This window comes from Actinomycetospora lemnae (genome assembly GCF_028737315.1).
Classification (GTDB): domain Bacteria; phylum Actinomycetota; class Actinomycetes; order Mycobacteriales; family Pseudonocardiaceae; genus Actinomycetospora; species Actinomycetospora lemnae.
Genome location: NZ_JAQZAO010000004.1, coordinates 249,531 through 268,727 on the forward strand (window position 1 = coordinate 249,531; position 19,197 = coordinate 268,727).

Genomic DNA, 19,197 nt, shown 5'->3' on the forward strand with positions numbered 1-19,197 from the left:
TCCGTGATCGAAGTACCGATACGGACACTCAACGTCTGCAACGGCACTTCGCTGACAACGCCGCGCACGCTCCTCACATCCGGAACGGCGCGAAGCGGGTCGCGCCGGTGATCGAGGCCGAGTGGACGGCCGAGAGGGCGAGGCCGAGGACCGTGCGGGTGTCGCGGGGGTCGATGACCCCGTCGTCCCACATCCGCCCCGACGCGTAGACGGCGTTCGACTGCGCCTCGACGGCGTCCTCGACGGCCTTGCGCGTCGCGCGGTCAGTGTCCTCGTCGTAGGGACGCCCCGCGCGCTCCGCCGACCGCCGCTGCACCATCGACATGACCCCGGCCAGCTGCGTCCCGCCCATGACGGCGATGCGGTGGTTGGGCCAGGTGAAGACGAAGCGCGGGTCGTAGGCGCGCCCGGACATGCCGTAGTTCCCGGCGCCGTAGGACGCACCGACCATGAGCGTCAGGTGCGGGACCTCGGAGTTCGACACCGCGTTGATCAGCTTCGCGCCGTCCTTGATGATCCCGCCGCGCTCGTAGGCCGAGCCGACCATGAACCCCGTGATGTTCTGGACGAACAGCAGCGGGATCGACCGCGCGTTGGCGAGCTGGACGAACTGCGCGCCCTTCTGCGACTCCTCACTGAACAGGATCCCGTTGTTCGCCAGCACCCCGACCGGGAAGCCGCCGATCGAGCCCCAGCCGCACACGAGCGTCGTGCCGTAGAGCGGCTTGTGCTCGTCGAAGCGCGAGCCGTCCAGCACGCGGGCCAGGACGTCGCGGACCTCGACGCTCCTCTTCGGGTCCGACGCCGCGCACGCGAGCAGCTCCTCGGCGTCGAACCGGGGCGGCTCCGCCGGCAGCGACGGCCCCGGGCCCGCCTTGCGCCAGCCCAGGTCGGCGACGATCCGCCGCCCGATCCGCAGGGCGTCGCGCTCGTCGGCCGCGAGGTGGTCGGCGAGCCCGGACTCGCGGGCGTGCATCTCCGCGCCGCCGAGGGTCTCGTCGTCGACGTCCTCGTTGATCGCCATCTTCACCAGCGGCGGTCCGCCCAGGTAGACGGTCGCCTGGCCGCGGACGAACACCGTGTACTCGCTCATCCCCGGCATGTACGCCCCGCCGGCGGTCGAGGAGCCGAAGACCAGCGCGATCGTCGGGATGCCCTGGGCCGAGAGCCGGGTCATCTCGCGGAACGTGCGCCCGCCGGGGACGAAGAGGTCGGCCTGGCGGGGGAGGTCGGCGCCGCCGGACTCGACGAGTGCGATCACCGGCAGGCGGTTGCGCTCGGCGATCTCGAGGGCCCGCAGCTGCTTGGTGACCCCGATCGGGGTGATCGACCCGCCCTTGACCGTCGGCTCGTTGGCCACGACCAGGCACTCGACGCCGCTGACGGCGCCGATGCCCACGACGAGGCCCGCACCCGGCGTCGTCAGGTCCGGCTCGTGCGCTCCGGCCAGCGCGCCGATCTCGAGGAACGCGGCGTCGGGGTCGAGCAGCAGGTCGACGCGCTCGCGGGCGGTCAGCCGGCCGCGGTCGTGGTGGCGGTCGACGTACTTCGCGCCGCCCGCGGCCAGCACCGTCGCGGCGACCTCGTCGACGCCGGCGAGCGCGTCGAGCATCGCGGCGCGGTCGGCGGCGTACTCCGGCGACGCGGGGTCCAGGCGCGAGCCGAGGACGGCGGCGGGGGAGATGTCGCTGACCGTCATGCCCGCACCGGGTCCTTCCCCGGCGTCCCCGCGAACGCCTGGCCGAGCACCATCCATTCGCGCGCGGCGTCGCCGGTGACCACCAGCGACGTGTCGTCGACGTGCCGCCGGCGCACGAGCACCAGGCAGAACTCCTCGGCGTCGCCGACGACCGCGTCCCCGTCGTCACGGCCCTCGTCCCACGTCCACACGTCGCCCGACGGGCCGGTGAGCTCGACGCGGACGGGCACCTCGGGGACGTCCATCCCCCGCACCCGGTAGCCCTGCGCGCGGGCGCGGACGGCGATGTCGGCCACGTGGCGCAGGCGGTCGGTCGGCGCGAGGCGCGCGCCGACGGCGTCGGCGATGTCGGTGCCGTGCGCCCAGGTCTCCATGATCCGGCTCGTGATCGCCGACCGCAGCGACATCGGCGGGCCGTACCAGGGCAGACGGGCCGTCGGGTCGCAGGCGCGCGCGGCCCGGTCGAAGGCCCGGGCCGCGTCCTGCCAGTAGGCCAGCGCGGCCGGGCCGACCTCGGGCACGTCGGAGAGCGTGCGCCCGACGAAGCCGTCGAGGTCGGTGATCGCGTCGCGCTCGGCGGTGAAGTCCTCGGGCGTCGAGATCGCCCGGGCGAACGCGCCGTCGAACCAGCCGAGGTGGGCGACCTGGTCGCGGACCGTCCACGGCTCGGCGCGCGTCGGCAGCGTCCAGGACGCGCGCGGGAGCGGGCGCACGATCGCCATCACCGCGGCGCGTTCGGCGTCGAGGTCGTCCAGCAACGACTCCACGGTCGGGGCGCTCACCCGTCCAGCCCCAACCGCCCCGCCACGACCTCGTCCATGATCTCGGTCGCGCCGCCGCCGATCCCGAGGATCCGCGCGTCGCGGTAGTGGCGCTCGACCTCCACGCCGTGCATGTAGCCCATCCCTCCGTGCAGCTGGACGGCGCGGTCGACGACGGCGTCGCACGCCGCGACCGCGGTGTTCTTGGCCATCGCCAGCTCGGTGACGACGTCGTGCCCCGCCTGCCAGCGGGCGAGGACGTCGCGCACGTAGGTGCGGGCGACGGTGGTCGTGCGCGCCATCTCGGCGATCTGGTGCCGGACCACCTGGCGCTGCGCGAGCGGCGCCCCGAACGTCTGCCGGGTGCGCGCCCAGTCGATGGTCAGGTCGACGCAGCGCTGGGCGGTCGCGTAGGCCTGGACGGCCATCGACAGCCGCTCGGCCGCGAAGTTGACCATGATCTGGCGGAAGCCGGTGCCCTCGGCGCCGACGAGGTTCGCCGCCGGCACGCGCACACCGTCGAAGTGCAGCTCGGCGGTGTCGCTGCAGTGCCAGCCCATCTTGCGCAGCCGCGAGCGCGACACCCCGGGGCGGTCGGTCTCGATCACCAGCAGGGAGAGGCCGCGGTGCCCGGCGCCGCCGGTGCGCACGGCGGTGGTGACGACGTCCGCCCGGGTGCCCGAGGTGATGAACGTCTTGGCGCCGTCGACGACGTACTCGTCCCCCTCGCGCCGGGCGCGCGTGGTGATCGCTGCGACGTCGGACCCGGCCCCGGGCTCGGTGATGCCGAGCGCGGCGATCATCCGCCCGGCCAGGGTCGGGGCCACGAAGCGTGCGATCTGGTCGGGGTCGCCGGCGGCGGCGATGTGCGGGACGCCGATGCCGTGGGTGAACAGGCCCGCGCAGACCCCGCTCGACCCGCCGGAGAGGATCAGCTGCTCGGCGACCAGGCAGGCGTCGAGGTGCTCGCCGACCCCGCCCGCGGCCTCGGGGAACCCCAGCTCGAGCAGGCCGAGCGCCCCGGCGCGCTCGTGCAGCGCGCGGGGCAGCGCGCCCTCGTCCTCCCAGCGCGCGAGGTGGGGCACGACCTCGCGGGTGGTGAAGTCGGCGACGAGCTCGCGCAGCGCCCGGCGCTCCGGGGTCGCCCAGGCGTCGTGGGCGCTGACCGGTGTCGAGCGAAGGGCCCCTTCGCTCGATACAGCGGCCGAAGGGCGCCCGTCGCCAGAACCCGCTCCGCCCGGAGCCGAGCGAACGGACCCTTCGCTCGACACACCCGACGCCGTCACCGGGCGACCGCCTCGGCGTGCCCGGCGAAGCGCTCGCGCAGGACCCGCTTGAGGAGCTTGCCGGTGGCGTTGCGCGGCAGCTCGTCGACGACCTCGACGCGCCGGGGCGCCTTGAAGTGCGCGATGCGCTCGCGCGTCCAGGCGATCACCTCGTCGCGGTCCAGCTCGCCGTCGGCGACGACGACCGCCAGCACCGTCTCGCCCCACGTCGCGTCCCCGATCCCGACGACGGCGACGTCGGCGATCGCGGGGTGGCGGTGGAGGACCTGCTCGACCTCGACCGGGTAGACGTTCTCCCCGCCCGTGATGATCATGTCCTTCTTGCGGTCGACCAGCGTGACGAAGCCCTCGGCGTCCCGGACGCCCAGGTCACCGGAGTGGAACCAGCCGTCGCGCAGCACCTCGGCGGTCGCCTCCGGGCGGTTCCAGTAGCCGGCGAACACCGTCGGTCCGCGCAGCACCAGCTCGCCGACCTCGCCCACCCCGACCTCGTCCCCGGTCTCGGACACCAGCCGCGCGTCCACGTGCATGAACGGCCGGCCCACCGAGCCCGCGTGGGCGAGCACGTCGGCGGCGTCGAGGAAGAGCGCGGCGGGCGAGAGCTCGGTCATCCCGAAGCCCTCGGTGAACGTCCAGCCCCGGGCCGTGAAGTGCTCGATCACCGTGACCGGGCAGGGCGCGCCGCCGGAGATCGCCCACCGCAGCGACGGCTGGGGCGGCAGCGACGGCAGCCGGGTCAGCGCCGCCCACATCGCGGGCACGAGGAACTGGGTCGTGACGCCCTCGTCGGCCATGAGCGCGGCGAACGCCGCCGGGTCGAACGACGGCACGACGACGACCGTTCCGCCCGCGTAGAGCAGGGGGAGCGCGGAGAGTCCGAGCGCGCCGATGTGGAACAGCGGGGCCGCGGCGATCGTGACGTCGGTGCTCCCGATGCCCGGGCCGGCGGTGACCATGTTGACCGCGTTCCAGAGCATGTTGTCGTGCGTGAGCACCGCGCCCTTGGGGACGCCGGTGGTCCCCGAGGTGTACATGATCACGCAGGGGTCGTCGCCCGCGGCCGGGTAGGCGTCGACGGTGCCGTCACCGGGCTCGTCGGCCAGCTCCACGATCGCCGGCGCCGGCCCGTCGAGTGCGGCGATCGCGCCCTCGGCCAGGGCGGCGAACGTCGTCGAGCGCACGAGCACCGTCGCGCCGGAGTCGCCGAGCACGTGTGCGACCTCGGCGGGGGCGAGGCGGTGGTTGACCGGCACGGCCACCGCGCCGATCCGCGCCGCGCCGAAGAGCCACTCGAGGTAGGCGCCGGAGTTCTCGCCGAGCAGGGCGACGCGGTCGCCGACGTCGACGCCGCGGGCGGCGAGCGCCGCGGCGCGGGCGGAGACGCGGGCGTCGAGCGCGGCGTAGGTGTGGCGGGCGCCGGTGGCGACATCGACGAGCGCGGTGGCCCCGGGCCGGCGCAGCGCGCGCCGGGCGACCCAGTCGGCGATCCCACCGTCCACGGCTGTTCCTCCCACGTCGGCGTGACCTCGGCTACTCTGCCCGTACGTGCGGTCAGTCCACAAGGGGGCACGATGACGGAGCCGGTGGTGGCCCCGGGTCGCGCCCGCGGCGGGCGGCGCGACGAGATCCTCACGACCTTCACCCGCCACGTCGCCGAGCGCGGCTACGACCGGGCCAACTTCGGCGACGTCGCCGCCGAGCTGGGCATGAGCAAGGGCACGATCGTCCACCACTTCGGCACCAAGGACCGCATGCTCGCCGAGGTGCAGGAGCGCTACATGCGCCGCCGCCTCGACGAGGCGCACGCGTTCCTCGGCCGGCTGGGCGCTCCCGACGAACGAGTGGCGGCGTTCGTCCACGCCGGCGTCCGGTACTCCACCCACGAGCCGGCGACCACGGTGGCGTTCCAGCGCGAGGTCGTGCGGCTCACCGACGAGCCGGGGATGGAGACCGCCCGCGCCCAGCGCGACGCCTACCGCGACCTCGTCGTGGCGGTGCTGCAGGACGGCGTCGAGGCCGGGGTGTTCGTGCCCGGCGACGCCCGGCTGCGCAGCCTGCAGATGTTCGGCTCGCTGCACTGGATGTGGACGTGGTTCGACCCGGCCGGGCGGCTGCGCCCCGAGGACGTCGCCGCCGAGTTCTGCCGGACGCTGCTGCGCGGGCTCGGGGTCGGCGAGGAGCGCGTGTCCGCGGCTGCCGACCCCGCCGGCTCGGTCGCCCGCTGCGTGGCCGAGGTGTGCGCTCCGCGCTCGTGAGCACGTTCGCAGGCCATAGCCCGCGAGAGTGCTCACGAGCGCGTCAGCGCACCCGGCGGTAGGTGCCGACCACCACGCCGGTCGCCGCCTGCTCGACCGACACGAGCTCGAGCGGGCGCGCGTTCCCGGACGTCGGGAAGACGCCCTTGCCGCCGCCGAGCAGGATCGGCTCGATCATCAGGCGGTACTCGTCGACGAGGTCGGCGTCGGCGAGCTGGGTGGCCAGCGGCGCGCTGCCCTGCACCAACAGGTCGCCGCCCTCTCGAGCGCGCAGGTCACGCACGGCGCCGACGGCGTCCTCAGCGGGCAGCAGGTGCGAGTTCTCCCACGTCAGGTCGGCCGCGGTGAGCGTGCGCGAGGCGACGTACTTGGTGATCCCGTTGATCCGCTCGGCGAACGGGTCGTCGGTCTGGTGCGGCCACACCGCCGCCGAGGCCTCCCAGGTCCGCCGGCCGAACAGCATGGCCTCGGCATCGCGCAGCGAGCGGTCCCACGTGGCGCCCAGGGTCTCGTCGAAGTAGGGCACGGACCAGCCGCCGTGGGCGAACCCGCCGTCGGTGTCCTCGTCGGCCCCGCCGGGGGCCTGGGTGACGCCGTCCAGGCTGGTGAACTGGGTGACGACGATGCGCACGGTGCTCTCCTCGGGTCGCGGGACGCGTGGGTCAGCGGCGGGTGAAGGCGGGGATGAGGACGGCGGCGACGGCGAGGTGGGCGATCATCAGCCCGATGCGGGTGGACGCCGTGGCCTCGACCAGGCCGATCGGGGTCATCGAGACGGCCAGCACGCCGACGGCGATGAAGGTCCAGGCCGTCCGGCCCCACGAGGCAACCCGCTCGAGCACGGCCAGCAGCGCCCAGCCGAGCAGGGCGACGACGATCGTGGAGCCGACCGTGGCCGGGATGTCGACGCGGGCGGTGCCCTGGACGTCGGTGATCCAGTAGTCGGCGCCCAGCAGCGCGCCGATCCCCCAGCCGCCGAGGGCCGCGAGGCCGGCGCCGGCGACGGCGATCCCGCGGGTCCGGGCCCGCGAGGAGGTGCGGGTGACGGTGACGTCGGTGCCGGTGGCGGGGGCGCTGGTGACGGACATGGTGACCTCCGAGGGGCGGTGGGGCGGTTCTCGCCCCCAGGTCGAACGGGCGTCACCGCTTTCGACACGCCTCCCGGAAAATCTTCACTCCGGTCCGCCGATGTCCTCCAGCCACGCCTCGGGGTGGTCGGCGGCGAAGCGCTGCATGAGCGCCGCGCAGTCCGGGTCGTCGAGCACGGTGACCTCGACGCCCTGCTCGGCGAGCCAGGCGTGCTGGCCCCCGAAGTTCTCGGCCTCGCCGACCACCAGGCGCGGGATGCGGAACTGGCGGATGAGCCCCGCGCAGAACCAGCACGGCGAGAGCGTCGTGACCATCGTCGTGCCGCGGTAGTGCGGCCGGCGCCCGGCGGCGCGGAAGGCGGCCGTCTCGCCGTGGGTGGCGGGGTCGCCGTCCTGGATGCGCCGGTTGTGGCCGCGCCCCAGCAGCTCGCCGTCGGGACCGAAGAGGGCGGCGCCGACGGGGACACCGCCCGCCGCGGCCCCGGCGCGGGCCTCGTCGAGGGCGACGGCGAGCATGGCGGAGGGACTGATCGGAGCGGGGCTCGGCACGCCGCCCACGCTCCCACGCCGCAGAATGGCCCGGTGCCCGAGCTGCCCGAGGTCGAGAACGCGCGCCAGGTCGTCGAGAAGGCGCTGGACCGGGTGATCGCGGGCGTCGACGACTCCGACGAGTACGTCTGCCGCCCCCACCACCCCGGCGAGATCGACCAGGCGCTCAAGGGTGGACGCCTCGTCGCGGCGCACCGGCGCGGCAAGACCATGTGGTGCGACACCGTGACCGCCGACGGCGAGGAGGGCCCGCACCTCGGCATCCACCTCGGCATGGGCGGGCGCATCTTCGTCACCGGCCCGACCGGTGACGAGGACTCCAGCCTCTACGCCGGCGGGGACCCGCACGTCGGGGGCATGCCGAAGAAGCCCGGCGAGCGGCCCGACAAGCCGGAGTGGGACCGGGTCCGGATCACGTTCGACGACGGCGGCGAGCTGCGGCTGTTCGACAAGCGCCGCCTGGGCCGCGTGCACCTCGAGCCCGACGTCGACGCCCTCGGACCCGACGCCGCCGAGATCTCCCGCGACGACTTCCGTGCCCGCGTCGGCAAGGGCACCGCCCCGATCAAGGCGCGCCTGCTCGACCAGTCGGTGCTCGCGGGCGTCGGCAACCTCCTCGCGGACCAGACCCTGTGGCAGGCGCGCCTGAGCCCGGCCCGACCCGCGGGCGACCTCTCGACCGAGGAGCTCGACGCCCTGCGCCGCGAGCTGCGCCGGGCGACCCGCAGCGCGATCGAGAAGGGCGGCGTGCACACCGGCGAGGTCATCGCCCACCGCGGCAAGGACGAGACGTGTCCGCGGTGCGGCGCCCCGATGGAGCGAGGCACGATCGGGGGACGCACCACCTGGTGGTGCAGCGCTGAGCAAGAGTGACGCCACGCTGAGCGACCATGCTCCGCGTCACATATAGGCCGAACGAGTGATCTCACGCGAAAGTGGCGTCACCGAGCGCTACTTCGGGCTTCTTTCGATCGTGCACAACCCAGCGCCCCGGCATCGCCGTCGCCGATCCTCGCCGCTCGCCGTCCTCCAGGACACCGTGCGGGCCTCGCGGGTGGACCTCGCCCTCGCCGCAGCGTTCGCCCTCGGGACACTCCCGGGTGCCGTGCTGCTCCTCGTGACCTGGCTGCCCGGCAGCTCCCTCCTCGGGCTCGCGCTGCTCCTGCCCGGAGCGGTCGCCGTCGGCGGCGAGCGCCTCAGCCGCCGGCCCGCGGGCCCCGACATCCACGACCGCCAGCTCGACCACATCGTCGCGGCCCTCGTGGCCGTCGCCGCGCTGACGCTCGTCGCCGCCGGGCTCGCGGCCGGCGGGACCACGCAGCGCTCCGCCCTCGTCCTCGCGACGCCGCTCTTCGCCGTCGGGCTCATCGCCGTCCTGCACGGCTCCCGACGGCTCTGGCAGCTGCGCGCCGCCCCGCTCCTGCTGCTCCTCGCGTGGCCCGCGCCGTGGGAGGTCGCCCTGTCCCGGATGGCCGCGCGGGTGGGGCGGGAGGACCTGGCGGTCGCGGTGACCGCCCTGGTCGTGGCCCTGCTCGTCGTGCTGCTCGTCGTGCCGCGCCGCCGCGCGGCGGCCGGGCGGGTCGCGCCGCCGGCCCCCGCCCGCGAGGCCCTCGCCCTCGTGGTGGCCCAGGGTGAGCCCGCCACGGTCACGCTGCCCCTGCCGGCCGCTGAGCCCGCCGCCGACGCGAGGGCCGCGGCGTGACCGGCCCGACCATTGCCGCCCGCTACGCCGTCGCGCGGCACACGAGCCCCGCCGACCAGCTCGCGCTCGCCGCGGACGGGTTCGCCGACGCCCACCCCGAGCTCTCCGCCCGTCCCCGGCCGGCGCGCCACCGCGGACGCGCGGTGACCCTCGCCGTGCTGGCCGTGGCCGGGGTGTGCCTCGTCGTGTGGCCGGCGACGGTCGCCGCGACCTTCGTCGGGGTCTTCGTGCTGCTGCACTGCGCGACGACGCTGCACCGCCTCGAGCTCATCCGCCGCGCCGTGGCCGACGACCCGACGGTCACGGTCAGCGACGAGGACGCCCGGGCCGTCCCGGACGCGGCGCTGCCGCACTACACGGTGCTGGTGCCGGCCTACCGCGAGCCCGAGGTCATCGCCCGGGTCGTCGCGGGGATGACCGCGCTGGAGTACCCCGCGGACCGGCTGGAGGTCATGCTGCTGCTCGAGGCCGACGACACCGAGACCCTCGCCGCCGCCCGGGCCGCGCTCGGCGGCGAGCGGCGGGGACCGATCGCGGTCGTCGAGGTCCCGCCCGGCGAGCCGCGCACGAAGCCGAAGGCCTGCAACATCGGCCTGCTGCGCTCGCGCGGTCAGCTGGTGACGATCTTCGACGCGGAGGACCGGCCGGAGCCGCTGCAGCTGCGCCGCGCGGTGGTCGCGTTCGCGCGTCTCGGCCCGCGCGTGGCGTGCCTCCAGGCCCGGCTGAGCTACCACAACGCCGAGCAGAACCTGCTGACCCGCTGGTTCACCGTCGAGTACGACACGTGGTTCCGCTGGCTGCTCCCCGGGCTCATGGCCACCGGCGCGCCCATCCCGCTGGGCGGCACGTCCAACCACATCCGGCGCGAGGCCCTCGTGGCGGTCGGCGGCTGGGACCCGTGGAACGTCACCGAGGACGCCGACCTCGGCCTGCGCCTGGCCCGCTGCGGCTACGAGGTCGCGATGCTCGGCAGCACCACCGAGGAGGAGGCCAACTCCGACGCCATCAACTGGGTCAAGCAGCGGTCCCGCTGGTACAAGGGCTACCTCCAGAGCTTCGCGGTGCACGTGCGGCACCCCGTGGCGCTGACCCGCGAGATCGGGGTCCGCGGCCTCGTCGGCCTCGTGCTCTTCGTCGCCGCGACGCCCGTGCTCGCCATGGTCAACCCGCTGTTCTGGGGCCTGACCGCCCTGTGGATCCTCGCCCGCCCCCCGGCCGTCGCGGCGGCGTTCCCGCCGCTCGTCTACTACCCGGGGCTCGCGGTGTGGATGGTGGGCGGCCTCGCCGCGATCGTCGCCGGCGTCGCCAACGCCCGCGCGGCCGGCAAGCCCCACCTCGCCGCCGCGGCGCTCGTCTCGCCCCTGTACTGGGTCCTCATGTCGCTCGCCGCGATCAAGGCGGGGGTGCAGCTGGTCGCCGCGCCCTCGTACTGGGAGAAGACCACCCACGGCCTCGACGTCACGCCCGAGAAGGAGGTGGCGGCGTGACCGACGTCGCGACCCGCCCGTTCCTGCCCGGCGCCCTGCCCCCGGCGCCCCGCACACGCCGGCCCCGGCGTCGCCCCACCGCCGCCGTCGGGTGGTTCGTCGGCGCCCTCGTGCTCTACGTCGCCGCCGGCGCCGTGCTCGTCCTGGTCCACGACGGGGTCATGGAGGACGCCCTCGCGCGGGTGTCCGCGGCCTCGTCGGTGTGGTCGTCGAGCGACCCCAAGCTCGCCGCGATCGGCTACGTGTGGACCCCGCTGCCCGCCCTGCTCATGGTGCCGTTCGCGCCGCTGCGCGTGCTGTGGCCGGCGCTGGTGTCCCAGGGCTGGCTCGCGGCGCTGCTGTCCGCCGTCGCGAGCGCCGCCGCGGTGGCCACGACCTGGGGGCTCCTGGGCGACCTGCGGGTCCGTCCGCTCCCGCGCGTGCTCACGACGCTGCTGTTCGCCCTGTCGCCGATGGTGCTGCTCTACGCCGGCAACGGGATGACCGAGGCGCTGCTCGTCGCGTTCCTGCTCGCCGCGGCCCGCCGCCTGCTCGCGTGGGTGCGCGATGGCGAGACCACGGCGCTGGTGGCCGCGGGGCTCTACCTCGCCCTGGGCTACCTCGCCCGCTACGAGGCGCTGGTGGCCACCCTGGGCGCCGCCGTGCTGGTCGCCGTGGTCAGCGCGCGCCGCACCGGCACCCTGCGCCGCCCGGCGCGTCGCCGGGACGCGGTCCTCGTCGACGTCGGGCTCGTGGCCGGGCCGCCGGCGGCCGCGTTCGTGCTCTGGGCCGTCGTGAGCTGGCTGGTGGTGGGCTCGCCGTTCGAGCAGTTCACGTCCGCCTACGGCAACGCGGCCCTGCTCGCGGGTGCCGACGCGGCCGCGGTGTCGATCGCCGTCCCCGCCCGTCAGCTGACGTGGCTCGCGCCCGCGCTCCTGCCCCTGCTGGCCCTGGTCCTCGCCCGGGCGCTGGGGCGGGCGCCCCGGGGCCGCGCCCTCGCCCGGCTCGCCGTGCCCGTCGCCCTGTTCGGCTCCGTGCTGGCGTTCGAGTGGGCGACCTACCTGTCCGGGAACCTCTTCGGCTTCCTGCGCTACCAGATCACCGCCATCCCGCTGGTGGTCGTGCTGCTCGGCCTGCTGCTGGCCCGCGAGAGCAGCGAGGGCGGCGAGGGCAGCACGGGCGACGCCGTGCCGGGCCGGGCGTCCGCCGTCCTGCGGGCCGCCACGGGCGCGCTGGTCGTCGTGGCGGTGCTCGGTGCGGGCATCGCCACCTCGGCGCGGGCGATGGTCGCCGAGCCGGTGGACGCGACGCAGGAGTACCACCGCGTCGCCCCGCTGGTCGGCGCGCCGAGCGCGGAGTCCGCCCTGGGCATGTGGGCCTCCGACCGGGAGGTCGCCGAGCGCGTCGACGCGATGGACCTCCCGCCCGCCAGCGTGCTCGTCGACGCCGGCAGCGGCTTCGCCGTCGTCGCGGCGAGCCGGCACCCCGAGCGGTTCCTCATCACCTCCGACGACGGCTTCGCGGCGGCGCTCGCCGATCCGCCGTCGCACGGCATCCGCGTGGTGCTGCGCTCGGAGGGCGGCGGCGTCGACGCGGTCCGGGAGCGCTGGGCCTCCCTCGGCACGCCCGGGGGACCGGCGTGGGCCCGGTCGCTCGGACCGGTGGCCCCGGCCACCCCGTTCTCGCCCACGTGGACGCTGTGGGAGGTGATCGGGCGCCCGTGAGCGGCGGCACCCGACTACGGCGCTCTACCCACGGGTAGAACCGCACCGCACCGCACGGGACGACGACGTACCGGAGGACCTCGATGGCGCACGGGCAGGATGCCGAGCCGGACATGCCGGAGGCGGTGCGCGATGTGTGGCGCGACGTGCTGCGCCGCGACCCGCACCAGGAGTTCTTCCACTCCGACGTCCGCGGGGTTCTGCGCAGCATCGCGCCGGCGCTCGTCGAGCACCCGGAGTACACCGACGTCGTCGGGCGGCTCTGCGAGCCCGAGCGGGTCGTCGTGTTCCGGGTCCCGTGGACCGACGACGCCGGCCGGGTGCGGGTCAACCGCGGGTTCCGCGTCCAGTTCAACTCCGCGCTCGGGCCCTACAAGGGCGGGCTGCGCTTCGCGCCGTCGGTCGACCTCGACGTGATCAAGTTCCTCGGTTTCGAGCAGGTGTTCAAGAACGCCCTGACCGGCCAGGACATCGGCGGGGGCAAGGGCGGGGCGGACGTCGACCCGAAGACGCTCTCGACGGGCGAGCTCATGCGGTTCTGCCAGTCGTTCGCCACGGAGCTGGTGTGCCACGTCGGCGCCGCGGTGGACGTCCCGGCCGGCGACATGGGCGTCGGGTCCCGCGAGATCGGCTGGATCTACGGGCAGTACCAGCGCCTCATCGGCTACCACGAGCCCGGCGCGTTCACCGGCAAGCCGGCGGTGCTCGGTGGCTCGGCGCTGCGGCCGGAGGCCACCGGGTTCGGCACCGTCTACTTCACCCAGCGCATGCTCGCCGAGCAGGGCAAGGACCTCGACGGCGCCCGGGTCGTCGTCTCGGGCAGCGGCAACGTCGCGCTCTTCGCGATGGAGAAGGTGATCGCCGCGGGCGGCACCGTCGTCGGCTGCTCGGACTCGCGCGGCTCGGTGTCCGAGCCCGACGGCGTCGACGTCGACGCGCTGCGCGAGGTCAAGGGCCAGGGCGGCTCGGTCGCCGACTACGCCGAGAAGCGCTCCGGGGCGACCTCGGGGTCGGGCTCGGCGTTCCTGCTCGAGTGCGACGTCGCGCTGCCCTGCGCCACGCAGAACGAGATCGGCGAGGACGAGGCCCGCGCGCTGGTCGACCACGGCTGCTGGGTGGTGGCCGAGGGCGCCAACGGCCCGGTGCGTCCGGAGGCGCGCGAGGTCCTGCGCGCGGCCGGCGTCGGCTTCGGGCCCGGCAAGGCCGCCAACGCGGGCGGCGTCGCGGTGTCGGCGCTGGAGATGCAGCAGAACGCGGGCCGCGAGCGGTGGACCGCCGAGGACGTCGACGCGCGCCTGTCGGCGATCATGTCCGACGCCTACGACCGGGTGCGCGACGCCGGCGAGCGCTACCACGGCGACCCCACCGACCTGGAGAACGGCGCGAACGCGGCGGGGTTCCTGCGGGTCGCGGAGGCGATGACGAGCCTGGGCGTCGTGTAGGTCGATCGGGTAGACCAGGCGCATGCACAGCGCCGGCCACAGTGTCGAGGCCTCGGTCACCCCCGCCCCGTTCAGCTTCACCGAGCTGACCCCGACGGCGTTCCTCGACCGGTCCGCGCACGCGTTCGCCACCCGGGACGCGATCGTCGACGGCGGGCAGCGCTTCACCTACGCCGAGTTCGGCGCGCGGTCGCGGCGGCTGGCGGGCGCGCTGCACCAGCTGGGCGTCGAGCCGGGCGACCGCGTCGCCGCCCTCGCCACCAACAGCCACGTCATGCTCGAGTGCCACCACGGCGTGCCCTACGCCGGCGCGGTGCTCGTGCCGCTGAACACCCGGCTCTCGGTCGACGAGATGGTCCACATCGTCGAGCACTCCGGGGCGCGGCTGCTCATCGCGACCCGCGAGCTCGTCGCGAACGCCCGCGCGGTGGCCGAGCGGACCGGCATCGACCTCGTCGAGGAGGGCGAGCGCTACGAGTCCCTGGTCGCGGACGCCCCCGAGCGCGTCGTGCCCGTCGCCGACGAGCGCGGCCTGCTCGCGATCAACTACACGTCGGGCACCACCGGGCGCCCCAAGGGCGTCATGTACCACCACCGCGGCGCGAACCTCCAGGCGCTCGCGATGGCCTTCCACATGCGCCTGCAGCCGGCGTCGCGCTACCTGTGGACGCTGCCGATGTTCCACTGCGACGGCTGGTGCTTCCCCTGGGCGGTCACCGCCGCGGGCGGGCTGCACGTGTGCCTGCGCGTGATCGACGCCGAGGAGATCTGGCGCCTGATCCGCAGCGAGGGCGTCACCCACTACTGCGCCGCGCCGACGGTGCTGACGATGATCGCCCACGCCGAGGCGGCGAAGGAGGGCCCGGCGCCGGAGCGGGTCACGGTCGCGACCGGCGGCGCCCCGCCGTCGCCGACGCTGCTGGCGCGCATGGACGAGCTCGGGATGTCGATCACGCACCTCTACGGCCTGACCGAGACGTACGGGCCCGCCAGCGTCAACGACTGGCACCCGGAGTGGGACGACCTCGACGCGAGCGAGCAGGCGCGGCTCAAGGCGCGCCAGGGCGTCGGGAACGTCGTTGCTCAGCGCCTGCGGGTGATCGACGAGCAGACCTGGCAGGAGGTCCCGTCCGACGGCGAGACGCTCGGCGAGCTCGTGCTGCGCGGCAACGACGTCATGCTCGGCTACTACCGCGACCCCGAGGCCACCGCGGAGGTCGACGCGGACGGCTGGTTCCGCACCGGCGACCTGGGCGTCGTCCACCCCGACGGCTACGTCGAGATCCGCGACCGGAGCAAGGACGTCATCATCTCCGGCGGGGAGAACATCGCGTCGGTCGAGGTCGAGCGCGTCCTCGACAGCCACCCGGCCGTGATCGAGTCGGCCGTCGTCGGCGCGCCCGACGAGCGGTGGGGCGAGGTGCCGGTCGCGTACGTGACGGTCTCGCAGGAGGTCGACCCCGAGGAGCTGGTCGAGCACGTCCGGGTCCACCTGGCCCGGTTCAAGGCGCCGAAGCGGATCGTGTTCGGCGAGCTGCCGAAGACCTCGACCGGGAAGATCCAGAAGAACGTGCTCCGCGACCAGGAGTGATCGACGCCTACGGTGACGGGCGTGAGCGCGCACCCCTACGGCTCCTGGCCCACCCCGATCACCTCGGAGCTCGTCGTGGCCGCCGCGGTGCGCCTCGACGACGTGCGCCCCGACGGGCGCGGGGGCGTCGTGTGGGGCGAGGGACGGGCGGCCGAGGGCGGGCGCACCCAGCTCGTCCACCGCTCCGCCGACGGGAGGATGACGGAGCTGCTCGGCGAGGGCGCCAACGCCCGCACGGCGGTCCACGAGTACGGCGGCGGCGCGTGGTGGGTGCACGAGGGTGTCGTCTGGTACGTCGACTGGGCCGACCAGCGCCTGCGCCGCCTCGACCCCGCCGGCGAGCCCGTCGTCCTCACCCCCGAGCCCGAGGCCCCGCGCGGCGACCGCTACGCCGACGGCGACGTCGCCCCCGACGGCACGTGGCTGGTGTGCGTGCGCGAGCACCACCCGCGCGAGGGCGCCCCGGCGACGGAGGTGGTCAACGAGGTCGTCCGCCTCGACGCCCGGGCGCCGAGCGTGCCGGAGTTGCTCGTCACGGGCCCGGACTTCGTCGCCGCGCCCCGGCTGTCGCCGGACGCGACCCGCCTCGCCTGGGTGTCCTGGGACCACCCGTCGATGCCGTGGGACGACACGGTGCTCACCGTGCGCGACCTGGCGACCGGCGCCGACACCGTGGTCGCGGGCGGGCCCGGCGAGTCGGTGGGCGAGCCCGTCTGGCAGGCAGGAGGGTCGTTGCACTTCCTCTCGGACCGCACCGGCTGGTGGAACCTCTACCGCTGGGACGGCAGCGCGGTGACCCCGCTGGTCGTCATGGACGCCGAGATCGGGCTGCCGGCCTGGCAGCTGGCCGGCGCGCGGCACGCGACGGTCGGGGACCGGGTGGTGGTCGCACGCTCATCGCAGGGGTTCGACGCGCTGGCCGTCCGGGACGCCGACGGGACGGTGACCGAGCTCGACACCCCGTTCACGGCCATCCGGTCGGTGCGCGCGGACGGCCCGGACGCCGTGGTCTGCATCGCCGGCTCGCCGACGGCCGAGCCCGGGGTCCACCGCGTCACCCTCGACGGGACCGTCACCACCCTGCGCCCGCCCCGCGACCTCGGCCTCGACCCCGCGACGATCTCGGTGCCGGAGCCGCTGACGTTCGGATCGACCGACCCGGCCGGCGCGCCGCGGGAGGCGCACGCGCTGTACTACCCGCCGGCGGGAGTCGGAGCGCAGCGGAGCTCGACCCGGGAGGCCGGCGAGGGCCCGGCGGGCGAGCGCCCGCCGCTGCTCGTCGTCATCCACGGTGGTCCGACCGGGTCGGCGACGCCGGTGCTGAGCCTCGGCCTGCAGTACTGGACCAGCCGCGGGTTCGGGGTCGTCGACGTCGACCACGGCGGCTCCACCGGCTACGGCCGCGCCTACCGCGAGCAGCTCAAGGGCGCCTGGGGGATCGTCGACGTCGCCGACTGCCTCGCCGCGGCCCGCGCGCTCGCCGACGCGGGGCGGGTCGACCCCGCCCGCCTGGCCATCCGCGGGGGCTCCGCGGGCGGCTTCACGACGCTGGCGGCGCTGGCGCGGGAGGACACCCCGTTCTCCGCGGGCGCCGACCACTTCGGGGTGGCCGACCTCGAGGCCCTCGCGCAGGAGACGCACAAGTTCGAGTCGCGCTACCTCGACGGCCTCGTCGGGCCGTACCCGCAGGCGCGCGACGTCTACGTCGAGCGCTCGCCGATCACGCACGTCGACCGGCTCGCCACGCCGCTGATCGTGCTCCAGGGCGACGAGGACACGATCGTCCCGCCGAACCAGTCGGAGATGATCGTCGACGCCCTGCGCCGTCGGGGTGTGCCGGTGGCCTACCTGCTGTTCCCCGGCGAGCAGCACGGCTTCCGCCGGGCCGAGAACGTCCGCCGGGCGCTCGACGCGGAGCTGGCGTTCTACGCGCGGATGTTCGGTTTCGCGCTGCCGCCCGGCGAGGACATCGCGCCGGTGGAGGTCGCGGTCGGCGGATCCGGGCAGGCGAGGAGTCCGTCCGGCGGATGCGCCTGATGCCTGCTTCCGTCCGGGGTCGGCCGGGTGCACTCTGGAACGCGTCACAGCGCGTGAGGAGGGATCGCGGTGGCTTCACGACTGGCCCGGCTCTTCGGGCGAGGACAGGACGACCGAGCGGCCGAGACCGCGCCGCCCGCGTACTCGGGGGTGGGCGCGCCACGGGAGTACGCCCCACCGTCCGGGGCGCCGGGTCACGGCACCGCGCCCTACGGCCCGACGCCGATGCGCACGCCGTACGAGGAGGCGGTGCGCCGGCGGCGCGCGGCCGACCACCAGGTCGCCGAGTTCGAGCGCTTCGACGCCAAGCTCTCGGCGCAGATCCACGAGGCCACCGAGGCCGAGCGCACCGACTACGTGCGCGAGCTGCTCTCCCGCCAGCAGGCCGTCCGCGCCCGCCTCGAGGAGGCCACGCTGCGGCGCAACCGCCTGCTCGCCGCCGAGCAGGAGCAGCAGCGCCGCTGACTCACCGCTGGGTGTGCGGCACCACGTAGACCGCGGTGCCGTACGCGGCGATCTCGCTCGCGGTGTTCGCGATCTCGTTGCAGTCGAAGCGCAGCGCGAGCACCGCGTTGGCGCCGTGCGCCATCGCCTCCTCCGAGAGCCGGCCGAGCGCCTCGTGGCGGGAGTCGGAGAGCAGCTTCGACAGGCCCTTGAGCTCGCCGCCGGCCATCGCCTTGAAGCCTGCGCCCATGGTCGAGAACATGTTCCGGCTGCGGACCGTCAGCCCGAAGACCTCGCCGAACACGCGCACGACCTCGTAGCCGGGCAGGTCGTTCATCGTCGAGAGCAGGATCGGGTACCGCTGGCCCTGGAACTGGCCCTGGAACTGGCCCTGGAACTGGCCCTGGACCTGGCCCTGGACCTGCCCCGGCTGCTGGCCCTGCTGCTGCGGCTGCACGGCGCGGACTGTAGCGGCCCGCGCCCGGTGGACCTGGCGTGGTCCAGGCGGCGCCGGAGCTCAGACGGGTGACGCCCGCAGCGCCGCCCGGGTCATGGCGACGAGCACCGGCGCGGCGACGTCACCGCGGGTGTGGCCGGCGCTGCGCGGCGTCGAGTTCATCAGCCCGAACGCGCCGTGCGCGGCGACGCGCGCGGCCTCCTCGCCCGCCGCGAGGTCGGCGCGCCGCAGGGCGTCCACCCAGATCTCCACGTAGGCCCGCTGCAGGCCGCGCACCCGGCGGCGCGAGGGGTCGGGGAGGTTCGCGAGGTCGCGGTCCTGGACGGTGATCAGCTCCGGCTGGCGCAGCGCGAAGTCGGTGTGGAAGGCGACGAGCGCGTCGAGCAGGGCCACCGGGTCGGCGTGCTCGGCCGCGAGCTCCTGCCCACCCGCGAGGAGGTGCTCGCTGATGCCGACGAGCATCTCGGCGAGCAGGCCCTCCTTCGACGGGAAGTGCCGGTACAGCGCCGGCCCGCTGACCCCGACGGCCGCACCGATCCCGTCGATGGACACGCCGTGGAAGCCGTGGCGCGCGAAGAGCCGGGCGGCCTCGGTGAGGATCTGCTCGCGGCGGGACGTGGTGACGGGCACCCTCGGCACCCTAACGCCCCTTGCCAGGGCGTGTGAACGGTCGCTAACGTGAACGCTCACTAACAC

General features: G+C 74.9%; 18 protein-coding genes. 9 read left to right on the forward strand and 9 right to left on the reverse strand.

Features of this window, described 5'->3' with window-relative positions:
• Window positions 1-73: 73 nt before the first annotated feature.
• From PGB27_RS10700 to PGB27_RS10715, 4 genes are read right to left on the reverse strand one after another with little or no spacing between them, the layout of a single operon-like run.
• Entirely contained in the window at window positions 74-1,699 is a 1,626-nt protein-coding gene (locus PGB27_RS10700) for an acyl-CoA carboxylase subunit beta (RefSeq protein ID WP_274200352.1), read from the reverse strand.
• Window positions 1,696-2,481 carry a TIGR03084 family metal-binding protein gene (locus tag PGB27_RS10705; RefSeq protein WP_274200353.1) on the reverse strand — a complete coding sequence of 262 codons (786 nt, stop codon included), beginning with the start codon at window positions 2,479-2,481 and terminating at the stop codon, window positions 1,696-1,698. Before PGB27_RS10705 ends, PGB27_RS10700 begins: the two co-directional genes overlap by 4 nt.
• Entirely contained in the window at window positions 2,478-3,731 is a 1,254-nt protein-coding gene (locus tag PGB27_RS10710) for an acyl-CoA dehydrogenase family protein (protein ID WP_408630050.1), read from the reverse strand. Before PGB27_RS10710 ends, PGB27_RS10705 begins: the two co-directional genes overlap by 4 nt.
• Window positions 3,732-3,742: 11 nt before the next feature.
• Window positions 3,743-5,245 carry an acyl-CoA synthetase gene (locus PGB27_RS10715; protein WP_274200355.1) on the reverse strand — a complete coding sequence of 501 codons (1,503 nt, stop codon included), beginning with the start codon at window positions 5,243-5,245 and terminating at the stop codon, window positions 3,743-3,745.
• Between the two features lie 72 nt (window positions 5,246-5,317).
• Here PGB27_RS10715 and PGB27_RS10720 point away from each other — a divergent pair, with 72 nt between their 5' ends.
• Complete coding sequence (locus PGB27_RS10720; protein WP_274200356.1) at window positions 5,318-6,001, forward strand: TetR/AcrR family transcriptional regulator; 684 nt, start codon at window positions 5,318-5,320, stop codon at window positions 5,999-6,001.
• A gap of 43 nt (window positions 6,002-6,044) precedes the next feature.
• Here PGB27_RS10720 and PGB27_RS10725 read toward each other — a convergent pair whose 3' ends face one another.
• From PGB27_RS10725 to PGB27_RS10735, 3 genes are all read right to left on the reverse strand, one after another.
• Entirely contained in the window at window positions 6,045-6,632 is a 588-nt protein-coding gene (locus PGB27_RS10725; RefSeq protein ID WP_274200357.1) for a dihydrofolate reductase family protein, read from the reverse strand.
• Between the two features lie 31 nt (window positions 6,633-6,663).
• Complete coding sequence (locus PGB27_RS10730) at window positions 6,664-7,089, reverse strand: DUF6069 family protein (protein ID WP_274200358.1); 426 nt, start codon at window positions 7,087-7,089, stop codon at window positions 6,664-6,666.
• Window positions 7,090-7,173: 84 nt separating this feature from the next.
• Window positions 7,174-7,605 (reverse strand): nucleoside deaminase, encoded by a 432-nt coding sequence (locus PGB27_RS10735; protein WP_274200609.1) that lies wholly within the window; start codon window positions 7,603-7,605, stop codon window positions 7,174-7,176.
• A 66-nt stretch (window positions 7,606-7,671) separates the two neighbouring features.
• Here PGB27_RS10735 and PGB27_RS10740 point away from each other — a divergent pair, with 66 nt between their 5' ends.
• From PGB27_RS10740 to PGB27_RS10775, 8 genes are all read left to right on the forward strand, one after another.
• The gene (locus tag PGB27_RS10740) at window positions 7,672-8,511 is read left to right on the forward strand and encodes an Fpg/Nei family DNA glycosylase (protein ID WP_274200359.1); all 840 of its coding nucleotides are present in this window, start codon (window positions 7,672-7,674) and stop codon (window positions 8,509-8,511) included.
• 46 nt (window positions 8,512-8,557) lie between these two features.
• Window positions 8,558-9,340 carry a hypothetical protein gene (locus tag PGB27_RS10745; RefSeq protein ID WP_274200360.1) on the forward strand — a complete coding sequence of 261 codons (783 nt, stop codon included), beginning with the start codon at window positions 8,558-8,560 and terminating at the stop codon, window positions 9,338-9,340.
• On the forward strand, window positions 9,337-10,827 hold the full coding sequence (locus tag PGB27_RS10750; RefSeq protein WP_274200361.1) for a glycosyltransferase: 1,491 nt from the start codon (window positions 9,337-9,339) through the stop codon (window positions 10,825-10,827). Before PGB27_RS10745 ends, PGB27_RS10750 begins: the two co-directional genes overlap by 4 nt.
• A complete protein-coding gene (locus PGB27_RS10755) occupies window positions 10,824-12,530 on the forward strand; it encodes a hypothetical protein (RefSeq protein WP_274200362.1) in 1,707 nt (568 codons plus the stop codon). The genes PGB27_RS10750 and PGB27_RS10755 overlap by 4 nt, the downstream gene beginning before the upstream one ends.
• Window positions 12,531-12,613: 83 nt before the next feature.
• The gene (gene gdhA / locus PGB27_RS10760) at window positions 12,614-13,972 is read left to right on the forward strand and encodes an NADP-specific glutamate dehydrogenase (RefSeq protein WP_408630041.1); all 1,359 of its coding nucleotides are present in this window, start codon (window positions 12,614-12,616) and stop codon (window positions 13,970-13,972) included.
• 22 nt (window positions 13,973-13,994) lie between these two features.
• Window positions 13,995-15,563, forward strand: a complete 1,569-nt coding sequence (locus PGB27_RS10765; protein WP_274200363.1) for an acyl--CoA ligase family protein — start codon at window positions 13,995-13,997, stop codon at window positions 15,561-15,563.
• 21 nt (window positions 15,564-15,584) lie between these two features.
• Window positions 15,585-17,600 carry a dipeptidyl-peptidase 5 gene (locus PGB27_RS10770; RefSeq protein ID WP_274200364.1) on the forward strand — a complete coding sequence of 672 codons (2,016 nt, stop codon included), beginning with the start codon at window positions 15,585-15,587 and terminating at the stop codon, window positions 17,598-17,600.
• Between the two features lie 69 nt (window positions 17,601-17,669).
• Window positions 17,670-18,065, forward strand: a complete 396-nt coding sequence (locus tag PGB27_RS10775) for a hypothetical protein (RefSeq protein WP_274200365.1) — start codon at window positions 17,670-17,672, stop codon at window positions 18,063-18,065.
• 1 nt (window position 18,066) lies between these two features.
• Here the strand turns inward: PGB27_RS10775 and PGB27_RS10780 are convergent, their stop codons facing one another.
• Both PGB27_RS10780 and PGB27_RS10785 read right to left on the reverse strand, forming a co-directional pair.
• On the reverse strand, window positions 18,067-18,501 hold the full coding sequence (locus PGB27_RS10780; protein ID WP_274200366.1) for a YbjQ family protein: 435 nt from the start codon (window positions 18,499-18,501) through the stop codon (window positions 18,067-18,069).
• Window positions 18,502-18,561: 60 nt separating this feature from the next.
• Window positions 18,562-19,131, reverse strand: a complete 570-nt coding sequence (locus PGB27_RS10785; RefSeq protein WP_274200367.1) for an SACE_7040 family transcriptional regulator — start codon at window positions 19,129-19,131, stop codon at window positions 18,562-18,564.
• Window positions 19,132-19,197 lie beyond the last annotated feature (66 nt).